Genomic DNA, 17,113 nt, shown 5'->3' on the forward strand with positions numbered 1-17,113 from the left:
CAGCCGGCCGGGCGGCCCGCGCTTCGGTCCGGGCGCGGCGGCGAGCGGCTGGCGGGCCGCCGGCCGGCTGGTCGCCCGGGCGGCAGCGGCGGTACGCACGGCCGGACCGACCGTGGTCCTGCCGCTGGCCGCCGTGGTGGCGGTGCTCGGCGCGGACCTGTCCGGGCTGAGCAAGGCGGAGGTGGAGCGGATCTGGCTACCGTTCATCGTCTGGCTGCTGGTCGCCACCGCCTGGCTACCCGCCGGCTCGCGACGCTGGTGGCTGGCCGGTCAGGCGGCCACCGCGCTGGCGGTGAACCACCTGGTCTGGACCGTGTCGTAGCCGCCGGCGCGGCGCCGACCTCCCGCCTGGGATCGGCGACCCGTGCGGCGCACCCCGGGCGGGCCATCGGCCTTGCCGTCCGTTGTGGCTCGATCGGGGTGCGCGGGGTGGGGTGAGGCCCGCCGTGCCCAGCTCCGGGCGGTCAGGCTTGATCCCTGCGCCGGGCACGGCGGGCCCCACCCCATCGGTGGTCGCCGTCCGTCGTGATCCCTGCGCGGGGTCCGGCGTGCCCTGAGCCCCGGCGGGTTGTTCGGTTTGGTTCCGATCGCTGCGCGGGTCCGGCAAGCGTCGCTCGGGGGGCGGTGGCTGTGGTGAGCGGTATACCTGTGAGTCATAAATATGCCTCTGAGGTATCGCGCTCGTTGACCACCTCGCCGGGATCGCCTGGCGAGTGTCTCTTCAGGTGATCGACTCGATATCGGGGATGTCGCGGTATCCGGGGCTTCCGAATGCCCCGATATCGGCGATACCGAGTCGATCAACCGGCAAGTCTCCGTGGACGGGCCGACCACCGCAGGAGGCCGCCCTGGGCGAGCGGTCAGCGCGCCAGCGCGGCCGGTTCCCGCAGCGGGTCGGTGGCGAAGCCGGCCACCCCCTCGGCGAAGCCGACCCGGGCGGTGTAGCCGAGCAGGTCGGCGGCCCGGCGCGGGTCGGCCACCACGTGCCGCACGTCGGCCACGCGGGCTCCACCGACCACCTGCGGTGGCGGTCCGCCCATCGCCTCGGCCAGGGTGACCGCCAACTCCCCCACGGTGTGCGGCTCGCCCGAGCAGACGTTCACCGGCACCAGCGTGGCCGGCGGCGCGGTGCTGGTCAGGGCCAGCAGGTTGGCGCGCGCCACGTCGGTGACATGCACGAAGTCGCGCCGCTGCCGGCCGTCCTCCAGGACGCGGGGGGCCTCGCCGGCGGCCAGCGCGGACCGGAAGATCGACGCGACCCCGGCGTACGGGGTGTCGCGGGGCATCCGGGGACCGTAGACGTTGTGGTAGCGCAACGCCCAGACCGCGCCGCCGGTCTGCCGGGCCCACGCCGCGGCCAGGTGCTCCTGGGCGAGTTTGCTGGCCGCGTACGTGCTGCGCGGCTCCAGCGGGGCGTCCTCGGGCACCAGCAACGGGTCGAGCCCCAGGCCGCAGCGGGGGCAGGTCGGGTCGTACCGGCCGGCCGCCACGTCCTCGGCCCGCCGGGGCGCCGGACGCACCGTGCCGTGGCCCGGGCAGGCGTAGCGACCCTCCCCGTAGACCACCATCGAACTGGCCAGCACCAGCCGGCCGATCCCGGCCCGGTGCAGCGCCGCCAGCAGCACCGCCGTGCCGTAGTCGTTGTGCGTGACGTAGTCGGGGGCGTCGGACGGGTCCAGGCCGTGCCCGACCATCGCCGCCTGGTGGCAGACCGCGTCCACCCCGGCCAACAGCCGGTCCAGCAGCGAGCCGTCACGAACGTCGCCGCGCACCACGTCGTGCCGACGCGACCAGGTGGGCAACTCCCCGCCGTGCGCCTGCGGCAGCAGCGCGTCCAACGCCACCACCTCGTGACCCTGCTCGATGAGCAGGTCGACGACCTGCGACCCGATGAACCCGGCCGCGCCGGTGACCAGTACCCGCATACCCGGTCACGCTAGGGCGGGAACGGCGGCCGGTGGGTCGGTTCGGTCGACCCGTAAGGAGTTCGCAACAGCCCGGCCGACGGGGACGCCCCGGTAAGCGTTCGGTAATGCGGCAAACCCGGCCGGGGCGTACCGGCGCGGTCTAGCCTGCCCGCAGTGCACCCCGCCGAGGAAGGAGCAGCGGTGGCGACCAGCAGGCCCGGCCCGGACGCCGGCGGGATCGACGCGCCCACGTCGGACGCCGACGGCTACGGCACGCCCCGCCGGTTCTGGCGCGCCCTGGACCGGCACCGGCCGCCCGGTGTGGACGCGGCCGACCGGAGCTGGCGCAGTCCGCTGCGCGGCCCCTGGCTCACCGCCGTGTACGGGACGGCGCTGCTGGTCACGCTGCCCCTGGTGATCGTCACCGGGCTGCTCGACTACGCCGCCTACGGGCCCCGGTTCGACCAGGCGTTCCCGAGCGACGTGGGCTGGCTGCGGCTGCCCACGTTCGACTGGCCGACCCGGCCGTCCTGGCTGTTCCGGGTCACCCAGGGGCTGCACGTGACGCTCGGGATCGTGCTCATCCCGGTGGTGCTGGGCAAGCTCTGGTCGGTGATCCCGAAGCTGTTCAACTGGCCACCGGCCCGCTCGCTCGCCCAGGTGCTGGAACGGCTCACCCTGCTGCTCCTGGTCGGCGGGATCCTGTTCCAGATCGCCACCGGCCTGCTCAACATCCAGTACGCCTACCTGTTCGGCTTCGACTTCTACACCGCCCACTACTTCGGCGCCTGGATCTTCACCGGCGCGTTCGTGGCGCACGTCGTGGTCAAGCTGCCCCGGCTGATCACCGCGCTGCGGTCCCGTCCGCTCGGCGCGGAGCTGCGTACCCCCCGCGCCGCGACCCGGCCCGAGCCGCCCGACCCGGACGACCTGGTCGCCGCGCGACCCGGGCCGGCGACGGTCAGCCGGCGCGGCGCGGTCGGCCTGGTCGGCGGCGGCGCGCTGCTGCTGGCGGCGCTGACCGTGGGGCAGAGCCTGGACGGCCCGCTGCGCCGCACCGCGCTGCTCCTGCCCCGGGGCCGCCAGCCCGGTCCGGGGCCGAACGGCTTCCCGGTCAACCGCACGATCGCCGCCGCCGGCGTACGCCCCGAGCAGACCGGCCCCGACTGGCGACTGATCCTGCGCGGCGGCGACCGGACGGTGACCCTGGACCGGCCCGGGCTGCTGGCCATGGCGCAGCACACCGCCGCGCTCCCCATCTCCTGCGTGGAGGGCTGGTCGACCCGGCAGACCTGGACCGGCGTACGGCTGCGGGACCTCGCCGCCCTGGCCGGGGTCGCCGACCCGGCCGCCGCACGGGTGTCGTCGTTGGAGCGGGCCGGGCTGTTCCGGACGGCGATGCTCGCGCCCAACCAGGTCCTCGACCCGGACTCGCTGCTCGCGCTGCGGGTCAACGGCGTCGACCTCTCCCCCGACCACGGCTACCCGGCCCGGGTCATCGTGCCGGCCCTGCCCGGGGTGCACTGCACGAAGTGGGTCGCCGAGATCGACTTCCAGGGCCGCGCCGATGGGTGACCCGACGTCCCGGCTCCGCGCCGGCTATGGCGCCGGCTCTCGGCATCTGATCGTCGTGACGGCCGCCATCGTGCTCGCCGGTTGGGTGGCGCTGCGGCTGGCCGGTGAGGCGACCGCCGGTCGGATGCTGCTCTGGTTCCTCGGCGCGGTCATCGCCCACGACCTGGTGCTCTTTCCGCTGTACGCGACCGCCGACCGCGTGCTGCGGGCGCTGGTGCGGCACCGGGCGGGCAACCGGGTCGCCCTGCTGAACCACCTGCGGGTGCCGGCGCTCGCCAGCGCCCTGCTCCTCCTGGTCTTCGCCCCCGGCATCCTGCGGTTGGGTGAGACCACCCACCTCGCCGCCACCGGCCAGGATCAGCACCCCTACCTGGCCCGCTGGCTCCAACTCACCGCCGCCCTGTTCGTCCTCAGCGCCCTCACGTACGCGCTGCGCGCCCTCGCCCGCCGGCGTCAGTCGTCCGGAAAGCGGTCGGAGAGGGCGTAGCGGAGCAGGACCACGTCGCCGATCTGGCGGGCCTCGGCCAGCCGCGCCCGACGGCCGGGGTGCCAGGGGAAACGGCCCTCGCCGACGAACCGGGGCGCCCGGCCGTCGCCGACGAAGAACGGGGCGACCACCAGGTGCAGCTCGTCGGCGAGACCGGCGGTGAGGAACTGGGCGTGCACCGTTCCACCCCCCTCCACCATCAACCGCCGCACACCCCGGGCGGCCAGGTCGGCCAGCAGCCATTCGGGGTCGACCAGTTCGCCCGCGTCCACCACGGTGGCCAGCCGGCCGAGGCGTTCCCGGGTCTTCTCCAGCGCGTCGGTGGCGCAGTAGACGAGCCGGGCCGCGTCGCCGGCCGTGAAGAACCGAGCCGTCGGGTCGAGGTCCCCCCGGCCGGTCAGGGTGACCTTGATGGGTGAGGCGGGCCGCCCGCAGGCCACCCGCTCGGCCCGTCGCGGGGCCGAGCGCACGAGCAGCCGGGGATCGTCGCGGCGGACCGTACCGGCACCGACCAGGATCGCGTCGCAGCTGGCCCGGACCGCGTCGACCCGGTCCAGGTCGTCCGCGTTGGACAGCAGCAGCCGCTGGTCGGAGGCGTCGTCGATGTACCCGTCGATGGAGGTGGCGCAGCTCAGCAGCACGTACGGCCGCGCCGGCGCCGGCCGGCAGCTCACGGGGTCACGGGCCGATCGGGGGTACGACCAGCCGACGCCACCTCCGCGGACTCCGCCTCGGTCTCCGCGGCCTTGGCCGCCTTCGCCGCGAGGTAGTCGGCGTTGGCCGGGGAGAGGTAGATGCCGGTGGGCACCCGCTCGGCGACCGCCACACCGAAACGGGTTAACTGGTCGGCCTTGTCCGGGTTGTTGCTGAGCAGCCGGATCCGGGGCACGCCGAGGGTGGCGAGCATCTGCGCGGCGGCACTGTAGTCCCGCTCGTCCTCGCCCCTGCCGAGCGCCACGTTGGCCTGGTACGTGTCCAGCCCGGCGTCCTGAAGGGCGTACGCGTCGAGCTTGGCGTACAGGCCAATGCCCCGACCCTCCTGGCGCAGGTAGAGCAGGAAACCGCCGGTCTCGGCGATCCGCTGCACGGCTTCGCGCAACTGTGGACCGCAGTCGCAGCGCTGGCTGCCGAACACGTCACCGGTCAGGCACTCGCTGTGCGGGCGGACCAGTGGCGGCTCACCGTCGGCGGCGAGCCGGTCCAGGGCGCCGGCCCAGTCGCCGAGGCCGAGGGCGAGGTGTTCCCGGCCGTCCACCAGGCCCTTGAACGTGAACACCCGGGCGGTCGTGGCGTAGCCGTCGGGGAAGGTCAGCGGTACCGTGACCTGCGTACGGACCGTGGCGACCGGCAATGCTTCGGGCATGGGACTCCTTTGTCCGGGGCCACCACCGTGCGGTGACGCGTACCGTCTCACAACCGGTTCAACAGCCGCTAGCGGAGGCGGCTTCCCGACCGGCGGCCGGAGTCCGAGCGCGCCGGGCGAGCAGCACGGCGGCACCCGGCAGGCTGGCCACCAGCACCAGTCCACCGTAGACGGTGGCAGTGGCGATCCCCTCGGCCGCGGTGAGGCCGGCCGCCCCGAACACCCAGGCGGCCACTCCCTCGCGCGGCCCGAACCCGGCGATGTTCAGCGGCAGGCCCATGGCCAGCAGCGCGAGCAGGGTCAACGGGAGCAGCCGGGACAGTGGGGCGTCGGAGCCGGCGGTACGCGCCGCCACCAGGAAGGTGGCCAGGTGACCGGCGACCATCACGGTGGAGGCGACCAGCACCCCGAACCAGGTCCGCCGGGCCAGCAGCCCGGCCCGGACGTCCGCCACGGCGGTGCGCAGTCCTCGCGCCCAGCGCGACCGGCCGGCCCGCGGCAGGACCCGCGCCAGCAGCACGGCCGCCAGCCCGGCGGCGACCAGCAACGCGACGGCGACCGGCAGGTACGGCCGCACCGGCGACGGGAAGGCGGCCAGCACCACCAGCGCGACGGCCACCAGAACCACCTGACCGGCGGCACGTTCCCAGACCACCGCGCGGATGCCCCGGCTGACGTCACCGGCGTCCCGGCCGTGCCGTACCGCCCGGTGCACGTCGCCGAGCACACCGCCGGGCAGGGTGGCGTTGAGGAACACCGCGCGGTAGCAGTGCGCGACCGCGGTCGTCAGCGGCAGCCGTACGCCCAGGCCGCCGGCGACCAGGCTCCACCGCCAGGCCGCGCAGACCGTGGTGAGCACACCGATGAGCAGCGCCGCGGTCAGCGCCGGTGCGTCGATCAGCCGCACCCCGGCCAGGAACGGGCCGGTGCCCACCTGCCACAGCAGGACGGCGAGCAGGCCCACCCCGCCGACGACTCGTGCCCAGCCCCAGAACATCCGCGCCGGTCCTCCCTGAAGATCGTTCACTTGCCCTAGTGCACGTACCAGGGGCGCCAGCGGTTCATCCGCCGGCCAGGAGGTCCCGGTGGTCGACCTGCACCGTGAGCCGGCCGGCCGCCGCGTCGGCCAGCCGGCGCTCGGCGTACGCCCGGGCCGGGCCGGCCAACTCCGGACGCTGCGCGCAGGCCGCGCCCAGCCAGCCCCGGAACCACTCGGCGGCCAGGTCCGCCTGGTCCGGGCCGAGTCGCCACGGGCTGGGCCGCTCCCGGACCGGGACACCCCGGCGGGCGAACGCGGCGGCGGTGGCCGCGACGGCGTCCGGGCCGAGCAGCCGCCGGCCGCCGACGGTACGCCGCTGGTGGTCGTTGAACGCGGCCTCGACCGCAGGATCCAGCGGGTCGGGCGGGGTGAGCTGGACCCGCCCGGTGACCGAGATCGCGAACAGGGTGGGACGGCCGGCGTCGACGCAGGCGGCGACCACCCGCTCGACCTCCTCGACGGTCAGCATGTCCAGCAGCGCGGACGCGGTGACCAGGGCGCCGTCGGCCAGGTCCGCGCCGGTCAGCCGGGTGAGGTCCCCGCACCGGGTGCTGACCGTGACGGGCGCGCCGTCGGCGGCGGTGACCCCGGCCATGCCCTCGGCGGCCCTGGCCAGCAGGTCGGCGTCCCGGTCGTGCAGCACCCAGTGCTGCGGGCCGGGCAGCCGGGCAGCCAGCCAGCGGCTCATCGAGCCGGTGCCGCTGCCCAGGTCGTGGATCCGGATCGGGGTGTCGCCTGCCAGCGCGGGGCGGACCACGTCGACCAGGTCCTCGGCGCGGGCCGCCGCGTCGGCGGGCTCGCGCAGCCGCAGCCAGTCGGCGAACGGCAGGGTCTCCTCGACGGTCATGCCGCCACCTCCTTGAGCACGGCGGCCAGCAGCGCGGTCGTCACCGGCCAGTCGGTCAGGGTGTCCCGCCGGGCCAGGGCGGCACGGCGCAGCCGGGCGCGCAGGGCGTCGTCGCCCAGCCAACGGGCCAGCGCGTCGGCCAGCGCGGCCGGTTCGTCCGGCGGGACCAGCAGCCCGGGGCGGTCACCGCCGGGGGCCCGGCCGAGCGCCTCCGGCAGCCCACCCACGTCGGTCGCCAGCACCGGCAGCCCCCGGGCCAGAGCTTCGGTGACGACCATCCCGTACGTCTCGCCCCGCGAGGGCAACACCAGCAGGTCGGCGGCGGCGTACGCGGCGTCCAGCGCGGCGCCGGTCAGCGGGCCGGCCAGTCGGACCCGGTCGGCGACACCCGCGCCGGCGAGGCGCTCCCGCAGCCGGTGCACGAGGTCCGGCTCCCGGGCCAGCGTGCCGGCGCAGACCAGCGTCCACGGCAGCCCCGCGAGCGTGGACAGGGCCTCCACCAGCACGTCGTGTCCCTTGTGACGGGTGACGGCCGCCACGCAGAGCAGCCGGTCGCCGGCGACCGAGCCGGGCGCCGGCGGGGCGGGCGTCACCCCCGGCGGCGCGGCCCGGACCCGGTCGGCGGGCAGCGGATGGCGGGCCAGCAGTCGCCGGCGCGTCCACTCGCTGGTGGTGACGACGGCCCGTGCGGTGGCCAGGGCGCGGGCCTCGGCCTCGTCGTCCAGCGGCAGGTGGACCAGGACGACCAGGCGCAGCCGCTGGGCGTGCGGGGCGAGCAGGTCCGGAACGGTCGAGGCGATCAGGCCGTCGAGCAGCACCACGGCGTCGTCCGGCGTCGCGGCCAGCAGGCGGGCCAGCTCCGCCCGGTCGGCCGGGTCGGGGTGCGGCCAGGCGCCGGGCACCGCATGTTCACGCACCGACCAGCCCCGCTCGCCGAGCCCTCGGCAGATCCGCCGGTCGTAGGTGTTGCCGCCGCTGGGCGTGGCCGGGTCGTCGATGTCGCCAGGCAGCACGACATGCACCACGTTGCCGGGCGAAGCGGGCCGGTCGACCGGTGTCGCCCGGCCCGCCCCGATCACAGTTGCCGCTCGTAGCTGGCCCAGGCGATGTGCGACTCGTGCAGGGTGACGGTGATGCCGGACAGCTCACGCGCCCCGGCGCCCAGCTCACCGGCGTGCGCCCGCTCGGCCAGCCGGTCGGCGACGGTGCGGGCCAGCACCTCGGTGGTGGTGTTCACCCCGGCGAACGCGGCCTCGTCGTCGAGGTTGCGGTAGGTCAGCTCGCCGAGCACTGCCCGCAGCTGCTCGGTGGCCAGACCGATGTCGACCACGATGCCGTCGGCGTCCAGGTCCGGCCGGCGGAACGTCGCGTCCACCACGAAGGTCGCGCCGTGCAGGCGCTGGGCCGGGCCGAACACCTCGCCCCGGAAACTGTGGGCGATCATCATGTGATCCCGAACGGTCACGCTGAACACGGTCACTCCCCGTCGTCGTAGGTGATGAGGTGGCAGAGCGCGGCAAGGTCACCCGCGCTGAGTCGAGCGAGGACGTCGGGCAGCTCCTCGAACCGGGACGCGCCGGTGATCAACGCGTCGAAGGCCGGATCGTCGAGCAGGTCCAGGGCGAGCGCCAGCCGGTCGGTGTAGCTGCGCCGCCCCCGCCGTGCGGGCGCGACCATGCCGACCTGGCTGCTGCGCACGGTCAGGCGTCCGGAGTGGAACGCCCCGCCGAGCGACACCTGCACCGGGCGGTCGCCGTACCAGCTCAGCTCAATCACCGTGCCCTCCGGCGCGAGCAGGTCCAGCGACTGTTGCAGACCGGCGGCGGTGGCGCTGGCGTGCACGACCAGGTCCCGATCGCCGGACGCGTCGGCCGGCTGGGCGAACCCGACGCCGAGCGCGCCCGCGATCCCCGCGCGGCGGGCGTCGATGTCGACCAGCTCGACCTGCACGCCGGGAAAGCGGGCGAGCAGGGCCGCGACGCAGCAGCCCACCATGCCCGCACCGACCACGCTGACCCGGTCGCCGACCAGCGGCGCGGCGTCCCACAGGGCGTTCACCGCGGTCTCCACCGTGCCGGCGAGCACCGCGCGGGCGGGCGGCACGTCGTCCGGCACCGGCACCACGGCGGTGGCCGGCACGACGTACGCGCTCTGGTGCGGGTGCAGGCAGAAGACCGTGCGTCCGAGCAGCTCCGGTGGGCCCTCTTCGACCACGCCGACGCTGAGGTACCCGTACTTCACCGGGCCCGGGAAGTCGCCCTCCTGGAAGGGCGCACGCATCGCGGCGTGCTGGTCGGCGGGCACCCGGCCGGCGAAGACCAGCGTCTCGGTGCCCCGGCTGACCCCGGAGTAGCGTGCCCGGACCAGCACCTCGTCGGGGCCCGGAACGGGCAACGGCACCGGCCGGATCTCCGCCGCGCCGGGCTCGCGCACCCAGCAGGCGTACGCCTCGCGGATCACCGTCGCGCACCTCACCTTTGCTCCCGGCCGAACCGAACGGCCACCTTTTCCGTGTTCCCTGTCGGGGTCGTCGATCATAAACACGGAGGTACGGTGCCCACGGTTCGAAGTGGTCCGATGATCGGGCTGAGCGCGCAACTGGTCGTGCTGGCGGCGCTGACCGCCACGGTGGGGCTGGGCGGCGCAGGCTGGCTGGTCGGGACCGGCTACGCGATGGTCACCTGCGTCGCGTTGAGTCGGGGCCTGCACCGGGCCGGTGCGTCCCGCCTCGGCCCGGCCGACCGGGTGACGCTGACCCGGGCCGTCCTGGTCGGCGCGGTCACCGCGCTGGTGGTCGACTCGTTCGGCCGGCCCGCGCCGGTGGGGTTGCTGGTCACCGTGAGCGCGGTGGCGTTGCTGCTGGACGCGGTGGACGGGCAGGTGGCGCGGCGCACCGGCACGGTGAGCGCGCTCGGCGCCCGCTTCGACATGGAGGTCGACGCGTTCCTGATCCTGGTGCTCAGCGTGCACGTCGCGCCGACCGCCGGCGGGTGGGTGCTGGCCATCGGCGGAATGCGGTACGCGTTCGTCGCGGCGAGCGCGGTGCTGCCCTGGCTGAGCGGATCGCTGCCGCCGCGCTTCTGGCGCAAGGTGGTGGCCGCCGCGCAGGGGGTGGTGCTGGCGGTGGCCGCGGCGGGGGTGCTGCCCGAGCCGTGGACCACTCTGGTGCTGGTGGTGGCGTTGGCTCTGCTGGTTGAGTCGTTCGGCCGGGACGTGGCGTGGTTGTGGCGGCGCCGGCCGGCGTCCCGACGGGCCCTCGCGACGCCGGCTGCCGCTCCGGCGCCGACCTCGCCGCCTGTCCTGCCGGCACGGACCGTGCCGAAGGTGCCCGCTCCGGTGGCCGAACCGCTGGCTCTGCCGACCCGACTGCCGGTGGTCGTGCCGTCGACCGTGGCACTGCCTCCCCTGCTGCCGGTGCCCGCTCCCACGCCGGCGATGGCGACCCGCTCGGGCGGTACGGTCCACTCCGACTGGAGGCTGTGATGACCCTTCCCGCCCGGGTGCGCCGGCTGGCCGGCCGGTTCCGTTCGCGCTCCGCCGGCGCGGGCGAGGTGTCGGCGCGTACTCCCGGGGTGTCGGCCGCGGCCGGGCGCGGCCCGGCGCGGCGGGTGGCGGGCGGGGTGGGCAGCGCGCTGGCGGTGTTCCTGGTGTTCGCCGTGCTGGTCGGCCCGGACCGGCTGGGCCTGCTCACGCCGGGCGCCTTTTTGCGCATTCCGCTGGAGGGGCTGCTCGTCGCAGCGCTGCTGCTGGCTCTGCCGGCGCGGCCCCGGCGGCTGGTGGTGGCCGTGGTCGGGCCGCTGCTCGGCCTGCTCGCCATCGTGAAGCTCGCCGACCTGGGCTTCCGGACGGCTCTCGACCGGCCGTTCGACCTGGTGCTGGACTGGCTGCTGCTGGACGACGCGTTCGGTTTCGTCCGTGACTCGGCCGGCCGGGCCGGCGCGGTCGGCGCGGTGATCGGCGTCCTGCTGCTGGTCGGCGCGCTGCTGCTGGTGCTGACGCTGGCGCTGCGTCGGTTGGCGTCGCTGCTGGTCTGGCATGAACGGGTGGCGACCCGGGCGGTGGCGTCACTGACCGTCGCGTGGGTGGCCTGCGCCGTCGTCGGCGTGCGGATCGTACCGGGCGTGCCGGTGGCCGACGCCGGGACGACCGCGCTGGTCGGAGCGCACGCGACCCAGGTGGACGCGCGGCTGCACGACCGGGAGAGGTTCGGCGCCCAGATCGCCGCCGACCCGTTCGACGACACTCCGGGGGATCAACTGTTGACCGGGCTGCGCGGCAAGGACGTCATCCTCGCGTTCGTGGAGAGCTACGGCCGCGACGCGGTGGAGGACCCGGAGCTGGCGCCGCAGGTCAACGCGGTGCTGGACGCCGGCACGGAGCAGCTGCGCGCGGCCGGGTACCACGCCCGCAGTGGCTTCCTCACCTCCCCCACCTTCGGCGGCGGCAGCTGGCTGGCGCACGACACGCTGCTGTCCGGCCTGTGGACGGACAACGAGCAGCGGCACCGCAGCCTGCTGGCCAGCGACCGGCTCACTCTCAACGGCGCCTTCCGCCGGGCCGGCTGGGAGACCGTCGGTGTGCTCCCGGCGGCCACCCAGCCGTGGCCGGAGCAGGGATTCTTCGACTACGACCGCTACTACGACGCGGAGGCGCTCGGCTATCGGGGCCCGAAGTTCGGCTACGCGCCGATGCCCGACCAGTACACGTTGTCGTTCTTCCAGCGGCAGGTTCGCGCCGGCGCGGACCGACCGGTGATGGCCGAGATCCCGCTGATTTCCAGTCACTCCCCCTGGACGGCGGTGCCGCGAATGATCGGGTGGGACGAGGTGGGTGACGGCTCGATCTACCACGGCTCCGCCGTGGGCGAGGACAGCGGCGAGGCCGACGACCGGAACGCCGGCCAGATCCGCGGCGGGTACCGGCAGGCCACCGCGTACTCGCTGGAGACGTTGATCTCCTACGTGCAGACGTACGGGGACGACGACCTGGTCCTGGTCTTCCTCGGCGACCACCAGCCGTCGCCGGTGGTCACCGGCGAGGGCGCGAGCCGGGACGTGCCGATCACCATCGTCGCCCGCGACCCGGCCGTGCTCGACCGGGCGGCGGGCTGGGGGTGGCAGGACGGCCTGCGGCCTGGTCCGGAGGCTCCGGTCTGGCCGATGGACACCTTCCGGGACCGGTTCCTGACCACGTTCGGGCCGTCGACACCGCCGATCGCCGCGCCCCGCTGAACCAGAGCCAGTGGGGCCGGGCCACCTACAGCCCTGGATCTGGACCTGTTCGGGGCTGCCGACGCCGCTGTGGCTATCCTCGTTCGCGGCGACGACCGGTGTGGTCTCGTAGGCTCCGACGGTGGAAAGCAGTCAAGGGCGGCTCATGGCCCATATGTTGGATGCGGCGGAGAACGCCTCGCCGGTCGAGGCGGTCGAGGCGGTCACCCGGGAACTCGGTGCGGCGCTGGGCGCACGTAGCGTCGCGTTCCTGATCGCGGACCTCAGCGGCCGGGCGCTGGTCCGGTTGGCCCACGTCCCACTCGACGGCGGCGGTCAGGGCCGCCGGGACGGTGCTGAGGTCGCCACGGTGCTGCCGTTCGACGGCGGCCCCGCCGAGCAGGCGCTACGCACCCAGACGGTGCAGGTTGTCGCGCAGCCGGACAGGTGGACGGTGTTGGCGCCGGTGACCGACCGTGGTGAGGCGATCGGCCTGCTCGAGATGGTCCTGCCGGACGAACCCGCTCCGCGGGCACTGGAGGAGATCGCCCGCGCGGCGCACGTGTTGGCGTTCGTGGTGATTGCCAACCGGCGGTACACCGACCTTTTCGAGTGGGGGCAACGGACGACCCCGTTCACCCTGTCCGGGGAGATCCAGCGCCGCCTGCTGCCCGGCTCGTTCACGTGTGAGGGTAGTGCCTTCACCCTGTCCGGCTGGCTCGAACCCGCCGCCAGCATCGGCGGGGACACCTTCGACTACAGCGTCGGCCGGGACGTGCTGCACTTCAGCGTCACCGACGCGATGGGCCACGGGGTGGCCAGCGCGCTGACGGCCACGCTGGGCGTGGGCAGCCTGCGCAACAGCCGCCGCCGCGCGGCCGGTCTGGTGGAGCAGGCCGAGGCCGCGAATGCCGATGTCGCCGAAAACGCCGCCGTGCCCGGCAGTTACATCACGGCGGTCCTCGGCCGTCTCGACCTGCGCACCGGGGTGTGCGCACTGCTCAACGCCGGGCACGTGCCGCCGCTGCTGGTGCGCGACGGGGACACCCGGACGCTGCCGCTGCCGGCCAACTTCCCCCTGGGCATGTTCGCCGAGACCGGTTACCGCGCCGGCGAGATCACGCTGCGACCGGGCGACCGTCTGGTGGTGGTCACCGATGGCATGCGGGAGCGCAACGCCGCCAGCCTGGACCTACCGACCATGTTGCGGTCGATCGCCGGTCTGCACCCGCGGGAGGCGGCCCGGGCCTTGGCCGATGCCGTGCTCGAGGTCAGCGGACCGACTCTGGCCGATGACGCCACCCTGTTCATCCTCGACTGGCACGGCGGGCACAGCGAGGACCGGCGGACCAGCGCTGGCGCCGACCAGGCGCGTGCCAGCACCGCGCTGTCCGACTGACTACCGGCCGGTCGCGTCGTCCTTGGACAGCACGTCGGCCTCAGCCGCCTGCACGCTGTCATGGACATGGATGACTCGATCCACCGACGTGACCGTCAGGACGCTGCGCACAGCGGGCTGCACCCCGGCGAGGCACATCCGGCCGCCCAGCTCACGCAACGCCTTGAACGACACCACCAGTGCGCCCAGCGCGCTGGAGTCCATGAACCCCACCCCGGCGAGATCCACCACTATCCGACGGTCACCAGCGTCGATCAGCCGTTGCAGACCCTCGCGCAGCTGCGGGGCCGTCGCCATGTCCAGCTCGCCGTGCACCTCGATCACGGTGCAACCCCGGCCCGGCCGAACCGACAACAGCAGATCCACAACAACCCCTCTCACGCCGATGATCCCCGCTTACCCTATTCTGCCGTCGGGCGAACCGCCGCCGGCCGCCGTACGTCGAGCCGACACCGCGACCGTTTCACCGCAGGCAACGCCGGGTAGTGCTGGTCGCAACCGATGCATCCCGCTTAGCGCAGCAATGTACGAGACAGGAGTCCGGCGTGGTCACGCACGGGCTGAGGAGGAACTGCGCAATGCGCGTGACCATGACGCTGTCACTCCCGCGACAACCGTCCTCGGTGACCCGCGCCCGCCATGTACTCACCACCCTGCTGAGCCTCACCGACGCCGCCGAGGACTCCCGCGGCCACCTCGCCGTGCTGATCACCGAGGCCTGCGCCAACGCGGTGATGCACGCCGATCGCGACAGCAGCGTCGACATCGCCATCATCATCGACGACGACGTCTGCCTGCTCGAGGTCGGCAACCGCGGCAGTGCCCCCAACGGCGCCGGACTCAACGCTGAGCTCCCCGCCCCGCTCACCGTCGGCGGCCGCGGACTGCCCTTGATCGCCGCACTCGCCGACGAGGCCGCCTTCGTCGCCGGGCCACCGGACCACGTGCTGCTCCGCATCACCAAACACCTCACCGAGGTACGAACGTCACCGGTCCGATGACCGGAAACGCCAACCGCCTCCCCGCCGTCCAGAGATGACGACTAGCCCTTGTCGGGCGCGGCGGGGCGGGCGCGGACGTGCAGCCGCTCCCCCTGCGGCCCGTAGAGGTTGAGGACCTCGGTGGTGCCGGGGCCCGGGTTGAACACCCGGTGCGGGACGCGCGTGTCGAACTCGGCCACCTCGCCCGGGGTCAGCGTCAGGTCGTGCTCGCCGAGCAGCAGGCGTAGCCGGCCGGAGAGCACGTAAATCCACTCGTACCCCTCGTGGGTCTGCTGGGTGTGCTCCCCGGTGGGGGTGTTGGGCGGGAGGATCTGCTTGAACGCCTGCACGCCGCCCGGTCGGCGGGTCAGCGGCAGGAACGTCACGCCGTGCTGGACGATCGGCTTGGGGTGCACTCGCGGGTCGCCGGTGGCCGGGGCGTCCACCAGCTCGTCCAGTGGCACCTGGTAGGCCCGGGCGAGCGGGAGCAGCAGCTCCAGGGTGGGGCGGCGGCTGCCGGATTCCAGCCGGGACAGGGTGCTCACCGAGATGCCGGTCAGGTCGGAGAGGTGGGCCAGCGTGGTCCCGCGCTGGTGACGCAGGGCGCGCAGCCGTGGGCCGACGGCGGCCAACGCCGTGCTGTCGTCGTTTGCCATAACGGCAAGGATAGTTGCCACCTGGCCGGCGGCGACGGATGGTGGGCTCAGCCGACAACCAAGGGGAGATTCCGGTGGACGAGACATACGACGTGGTGGTGGTGGGCGGTGGCGCGGCGGGGCTCAGCGGAGCCCTGGCGCTGAGCCGGGCCCGACGGTCGGTCCTGGTGATCGACTCCGGCGAGCCGCGCAACGCTCCGGCCGACCACGTGCACAACTACCTGGCGCGGGAGGGGACGCCGCCGGCCGAGCTGGTCGCGGCCGGGCGTGCCGAGGTGGCCGGGTACGGCGGGACGTTCCTGGACGGGCGGGTCGAGGCGGCGACCCGGGACGACGACGGGTTCCGCCTGAGCCTCGACGACGGGCGTACGGTGCGGGCCCGCCGGCTGCTGGTGACCACCGGGCTCACCGACGAGCTGCCCGACGTGCCCGGGGTGGCGCAACGGTGGGGCCGCGACGTGCTGCACTGCCCGTACTGCCACGGGTGGGAGGTCCAGGACCGGCGGATCGGGATCCTGGCCACCGGTCCGCTGGCCGTGCACCAGGCCGAGATGTGGCGGCAGTGGAGTTCGGACGTGCTGCTCCTGCTGCACGACGCGCCCGCACCGGACGGGGAGACGGCCGAGCGGCTCGCCGCGCGCGGCATCGCCGTGGTGCCCGGCCCGGTGGCCGAGCTGGAGGTCACCGGAGACGCGCTGACCGGCGTACGGCTCGCGTCCGGCCGGGTGGTGGCACTCGACGCGGTGGTGGTCGCGGCACGGCCGGTCCCCCGCGCCGGAATGCTCGTCGGGTTGGGCCTGGCTCCGGAGGAGGTGACGATGGGCGAGCACGTCATCGGCACCCAGATCCCGGCCGACGCCACCGGGGCGACGACCGTTCCGGGTGTGTGGGTGGCCGGAAACGTGGCCGACGTCCGCGGCCAGGTGATCGCGGCCGCCGCTGCCGGACTCACCGCCGGGGCGGCGATCAACGCCGACCTGATCGCCGAGGAGACCCGCGAGGCGGTGGCCGCGTACCGGCAGGTGCTCGCCACGGCGTTCGAGGAGCCGGCGTGGGAGGAGCGCTACCGGTCCCGGCCGGCGGTGTGGAGCGGCCAGCCGAACCCGCAGCTCGTCACCGAGGCCGCCGATCTGACCCCGGGGCGGGCGCTGGACGTGGGCAGCGGCGAGGGCGCCGACGCGGTGTGGCTGGCCGAACGCGGCTGGCGGGTGACGGCGGTGGACATCTCCACCACGGCGCTGAGCCGGGCCGCGGAGCACGCCGAGGCCGCCGGCGTCGGCGAGCGCGTCGAGTTCACGCATGCCGACCTGCGCGACAAGCCGCCCGCCGAGAAGGCGTACGACCTGGTGTCCGCGCAGTTCATGCACCTGCCACCGGCGCAGCGGCGGGAGCTGTTCGCCCGGCTGGCCGCCGCGGTGGCGCCGGGCGGCACCCTGCTGATCGTCGGGCACCACCCGTCGGACCTGTGGACGTCGGCGCACCGGCTGCACCTGCCGGACATGATGTACACCGCCGAGGACGTAGCCGCCTCACTGGACCCAGCCCACTGGGAAGTGCTAACGGCCGAAGCCCGCCCCCGCCCAGCCACCGACCCCGAAAACCGCAACATCACCGTGCACGACGCGGTCCTGGTAGCCCGCCGCCGCTAAC

At 74.4% G+C, this 17,113-nt stretch carries 16 protein-coding genes and 2 pseudogenes; 8 read left to right on the plus strand and 10 right to left on the minus strand.

Going from position 1 to position 17,113, the window contains the following annotated elements; all coding sequences use genetic code 11:
- Positions 1-322, plus strand: a pseudogene (locus EAD89_RS25415) (hypothetical protein); the annotation flags it as partial.
- 538 nt (positions 323-860) lie between these two features.
- Here the strand turns inward: EAD89_RS25415 and EAD89_RS25420 are convergent.
- A complete protein-coding gene (locus tag EAD89_RS25420; protein WP_121677469.1) occupies positions 861-1,925 on the minus strand; it encodes an NAD-dependent epimerase/dehydratase family protein in 1,065 nt (354 codons plus the stop codon).
- 219 nt (positions 1,926-2,144) lie between these two features.
- On the opposite strand from EAD89_RS25420, the gene EAD89_RS25425 reads away from it, so the two are divergent.
- Positions 2,145-3,482 (plus strand): molybdopterin-dependent oxidoreductase, encoded by a 1,338-nt coding sequence (locus EAD89_RS25425; RefSeq protein ID WP_121677480.1) that lies wholly within the window; start codon positions 2,145-2,147, stop codon positions 3,480-3,482.
- The gene (locus tag EAD89_RS25430) at positions 3,475-3,969 is read left to right on the plus strand and encodes a hypothetical protein (protein WP_121677470.1); all 495 of its coding nucleotides are present in this window, start codon (positions 3,475-3,477) and stop codon (positions 3,967-3,969) included. The genes EAD89_RS25425 and EAD89_RS25430 overlap by 8 nt, the downstream gene beginning before the upstream one ends.
- On the opposite strand, the gene EAD89_RS25435 is transcribed toward EAD89_RS25430, so the two are convergent.
- The 7 genes from EAD89_RS25435 to EAD89_RS25465 form a co-directional block, all read right to left on the minus strand.
- The gene (locus tag EAD89_RS25435) at positions 3,936-4,643 is read right to left on the minus strand and encodes a dihydrofolate reductase family protein (protein WP_121656596.1); all 708 of its coding nucleotides are present in this window, start codon (positions 4,641-4,643) and stop codon (positions 3,936-3,938) included. The two genes, EAD89_RS25430 and EAD89_RS25435, sit on opposite strands and share 34 nt — an antisense overlap.
- The gene (ribA, locus tag EAD89_RS25440; protein ID WP_121677471.1) at positions 4,640-5,332 is read right to left on the minus strand and encodes a GTP cyclohydrolase II; all 693 of its coding nucleotides are present in this window, start codon (positions 5,330-5,332) and stop codon (positions 4,640-4,642) included. Before ribA ends, EAD89_RS25435 begins: the two co-directional genes overlap by 4 nt.
- 58 nt (positions 5,333-5,390) lie before the next feature.
- Positions 5,391-6,329 (minus strand): lysylphosphatidylglycerol synthase transmembrane domain-containing protein, encoded by a 939-nt coding sequence (locus EAD89_RS25445; protein WP_121677472.1) that lies wholly within the window; start codon positions 6,327-6,329, stop codon positions 5,391-5,393.
- A gap of 64 nt (positions 6,330-6,393) precedes the next feature.
- Positions 6,394-7,218 (minus strand): class I SAM-dependent methyltransferase, encoded by an 825-nt coding sequence (locus EAD89_RS25450; protein WP_121677473.1) that lies wholly within the window; start codon positions 7,216-7,218, stop codon positions 6,394-6,396.
- Positions 7,215-8,240: a glycosyltransferase family 4 protein gene (locus tag EAD89_RS25455; RefSeq protein ID WP_121677481.1), complete on the minus strand. Its 1,026-nt coding sequence runs from the start codon at positions 8,238-8,240 to the stop codon at positions 7,215-7,217. Before EAD89_RS25455 ends, EAD89_RS25450 begins: the two co-directional genes overlap by 4 nt.
- A 53-nt stretch (positions 8,241-8,293) precedes the next feature.
- Positions 8,294-8,692, minus strand: a complete 399-nt coding sequence (locus tag EAD89_RS25460; protein WP_121656608.1) for a 6-carboxytetrahydropterin synthase — start codon at positions 8,690-8,692, stop codon at positions 8,294-8,296.
- 2 nt (positions 8,693-8,694) lie between these two features.
- Positions 8,695-9,678, minus strand: coding sequence for a zinc-binding alcohol dehydrogenase (locus tag EAD89_RS25465; protein WP_121677474.1), 984 nt, complete (start codon positions 9,676-9,678; stop codon positions 8,695-8,697).
- Positions 9,679-9,795: 117 nt separating this feature from the next.
- Here EAD89_RS25465 and EAD89_RS25470 point away from each other — a divergent pair.
- From EAD89_RS25470 to EAD89_RS25480, 3 genes and pseudogenes are all read left to right on the plus strand, one after another.
- Positions 9,796-10,593: pseudogene (locus tag EAD89_RS25470) on the plus strand (CDP-alcohol phosphatidyltransferase family protein); the annotation flags it as partial.
- Positions 10,594-10,700: 107 nt separating this feature from the next.
- Positions 10,701-12,449: a sulfatase-like hydrolase/transferase gene (locus tag EAD89_RS25475; protein WP_121677476.1), complete on the plus strand. Its 1,749-nt coding sequence runs from the start codon at positions 10,701-10,703 to the stop codon at positions 12,447-12,449.
- Between the two features lie 145 nt (positions 12,450-12,594).
- A complete protein-coding gene (locus tag EAD89_RS25480; RefSeq protein ID WP_121677477.1) occupies positions 12,595-13,827 on the plus strand; it encodes a PP2C family protein-serine/threonine phosphatase in 1,233 nt (410 codons plus the stop codon).
- Here the strand turns inward: EAD89_RS25480 and EAD89_RS25485 are convergent, their stop codons facing one another.
- The gene (locus EAD89_RS25485) at positions 13,828-14,208 is read right to left on the minus strand and encodes an STAS domain-containing protein (protein WP_255421284.1); all 381 of its coding nucleotides are present in this window, start codon (positions 14,206-14,208) and stop codon (positions 13,828-13,830) included.
- A gap of 197 nt (positions 14,209-14,405) precedes the next feature.
- Here EAD89_RS25485 and EAD89_RS25490 point away from each other — a divergent pair, with 197 nt between their 5' ends.
- The gene (locus tag EAD89_RS25490; protein ID WP_121677479.1) at positions 14,406-14,828 is read left to right on the plus strand and encodes an ATP-binding protein; all 423 of its coding nucleotides are present in this window, start codon (positions 14,406-14,408) and stop codon (positions 14,826-14,828) included.
- Between the two features lie 41 nt (positions 14,829-14,869).
- Here the strand turns inward: EAD89_RS25490 and EAD89_RS25495 are convergent, their stop codons facing one another.
- A complete protein-coding gene (locus tag EAD89_RS25495; protein ID WP_121656606.1) occupies positions 14,870-15,463 on the minus strand; it encodes a helix-turn-helix domain-containing protein in 594 nt (197 codons plus the stop codon).
- A gap of 74 nt (positions 15,464-15,537) precedes the next feature.
- Between EAD89_RS25495 and EAD89_RS25500 the strand changes: the two genes are divergently transcribed.
- On the plus strand, positions 15,538-17,112 hold the full coding sequence (locus EAD89_RS25500; protein ID WP_121677482.1) for a bifunctional NAD(P)/FAD-dependent oxidoreductase/class I SAM-dependent methyltransferase: 1,575 nt from the start codon (positions 15,538-15,540) through the stop codon (positions 17,110-17,112).
- Position 17,113 lies beyond the last annotated feature (1 nt).

The sequence above is a fragment of the Micromonospora sp. BL4 genome (assembly GCF_003667505.1).
In the GTDB taxonomy this organism is placed as follows: domain Bacteria; phylum Actinomycetota; class Actinomycetes; order Mycobacteriales; family Micromonosporaceae; genus Micromonospora.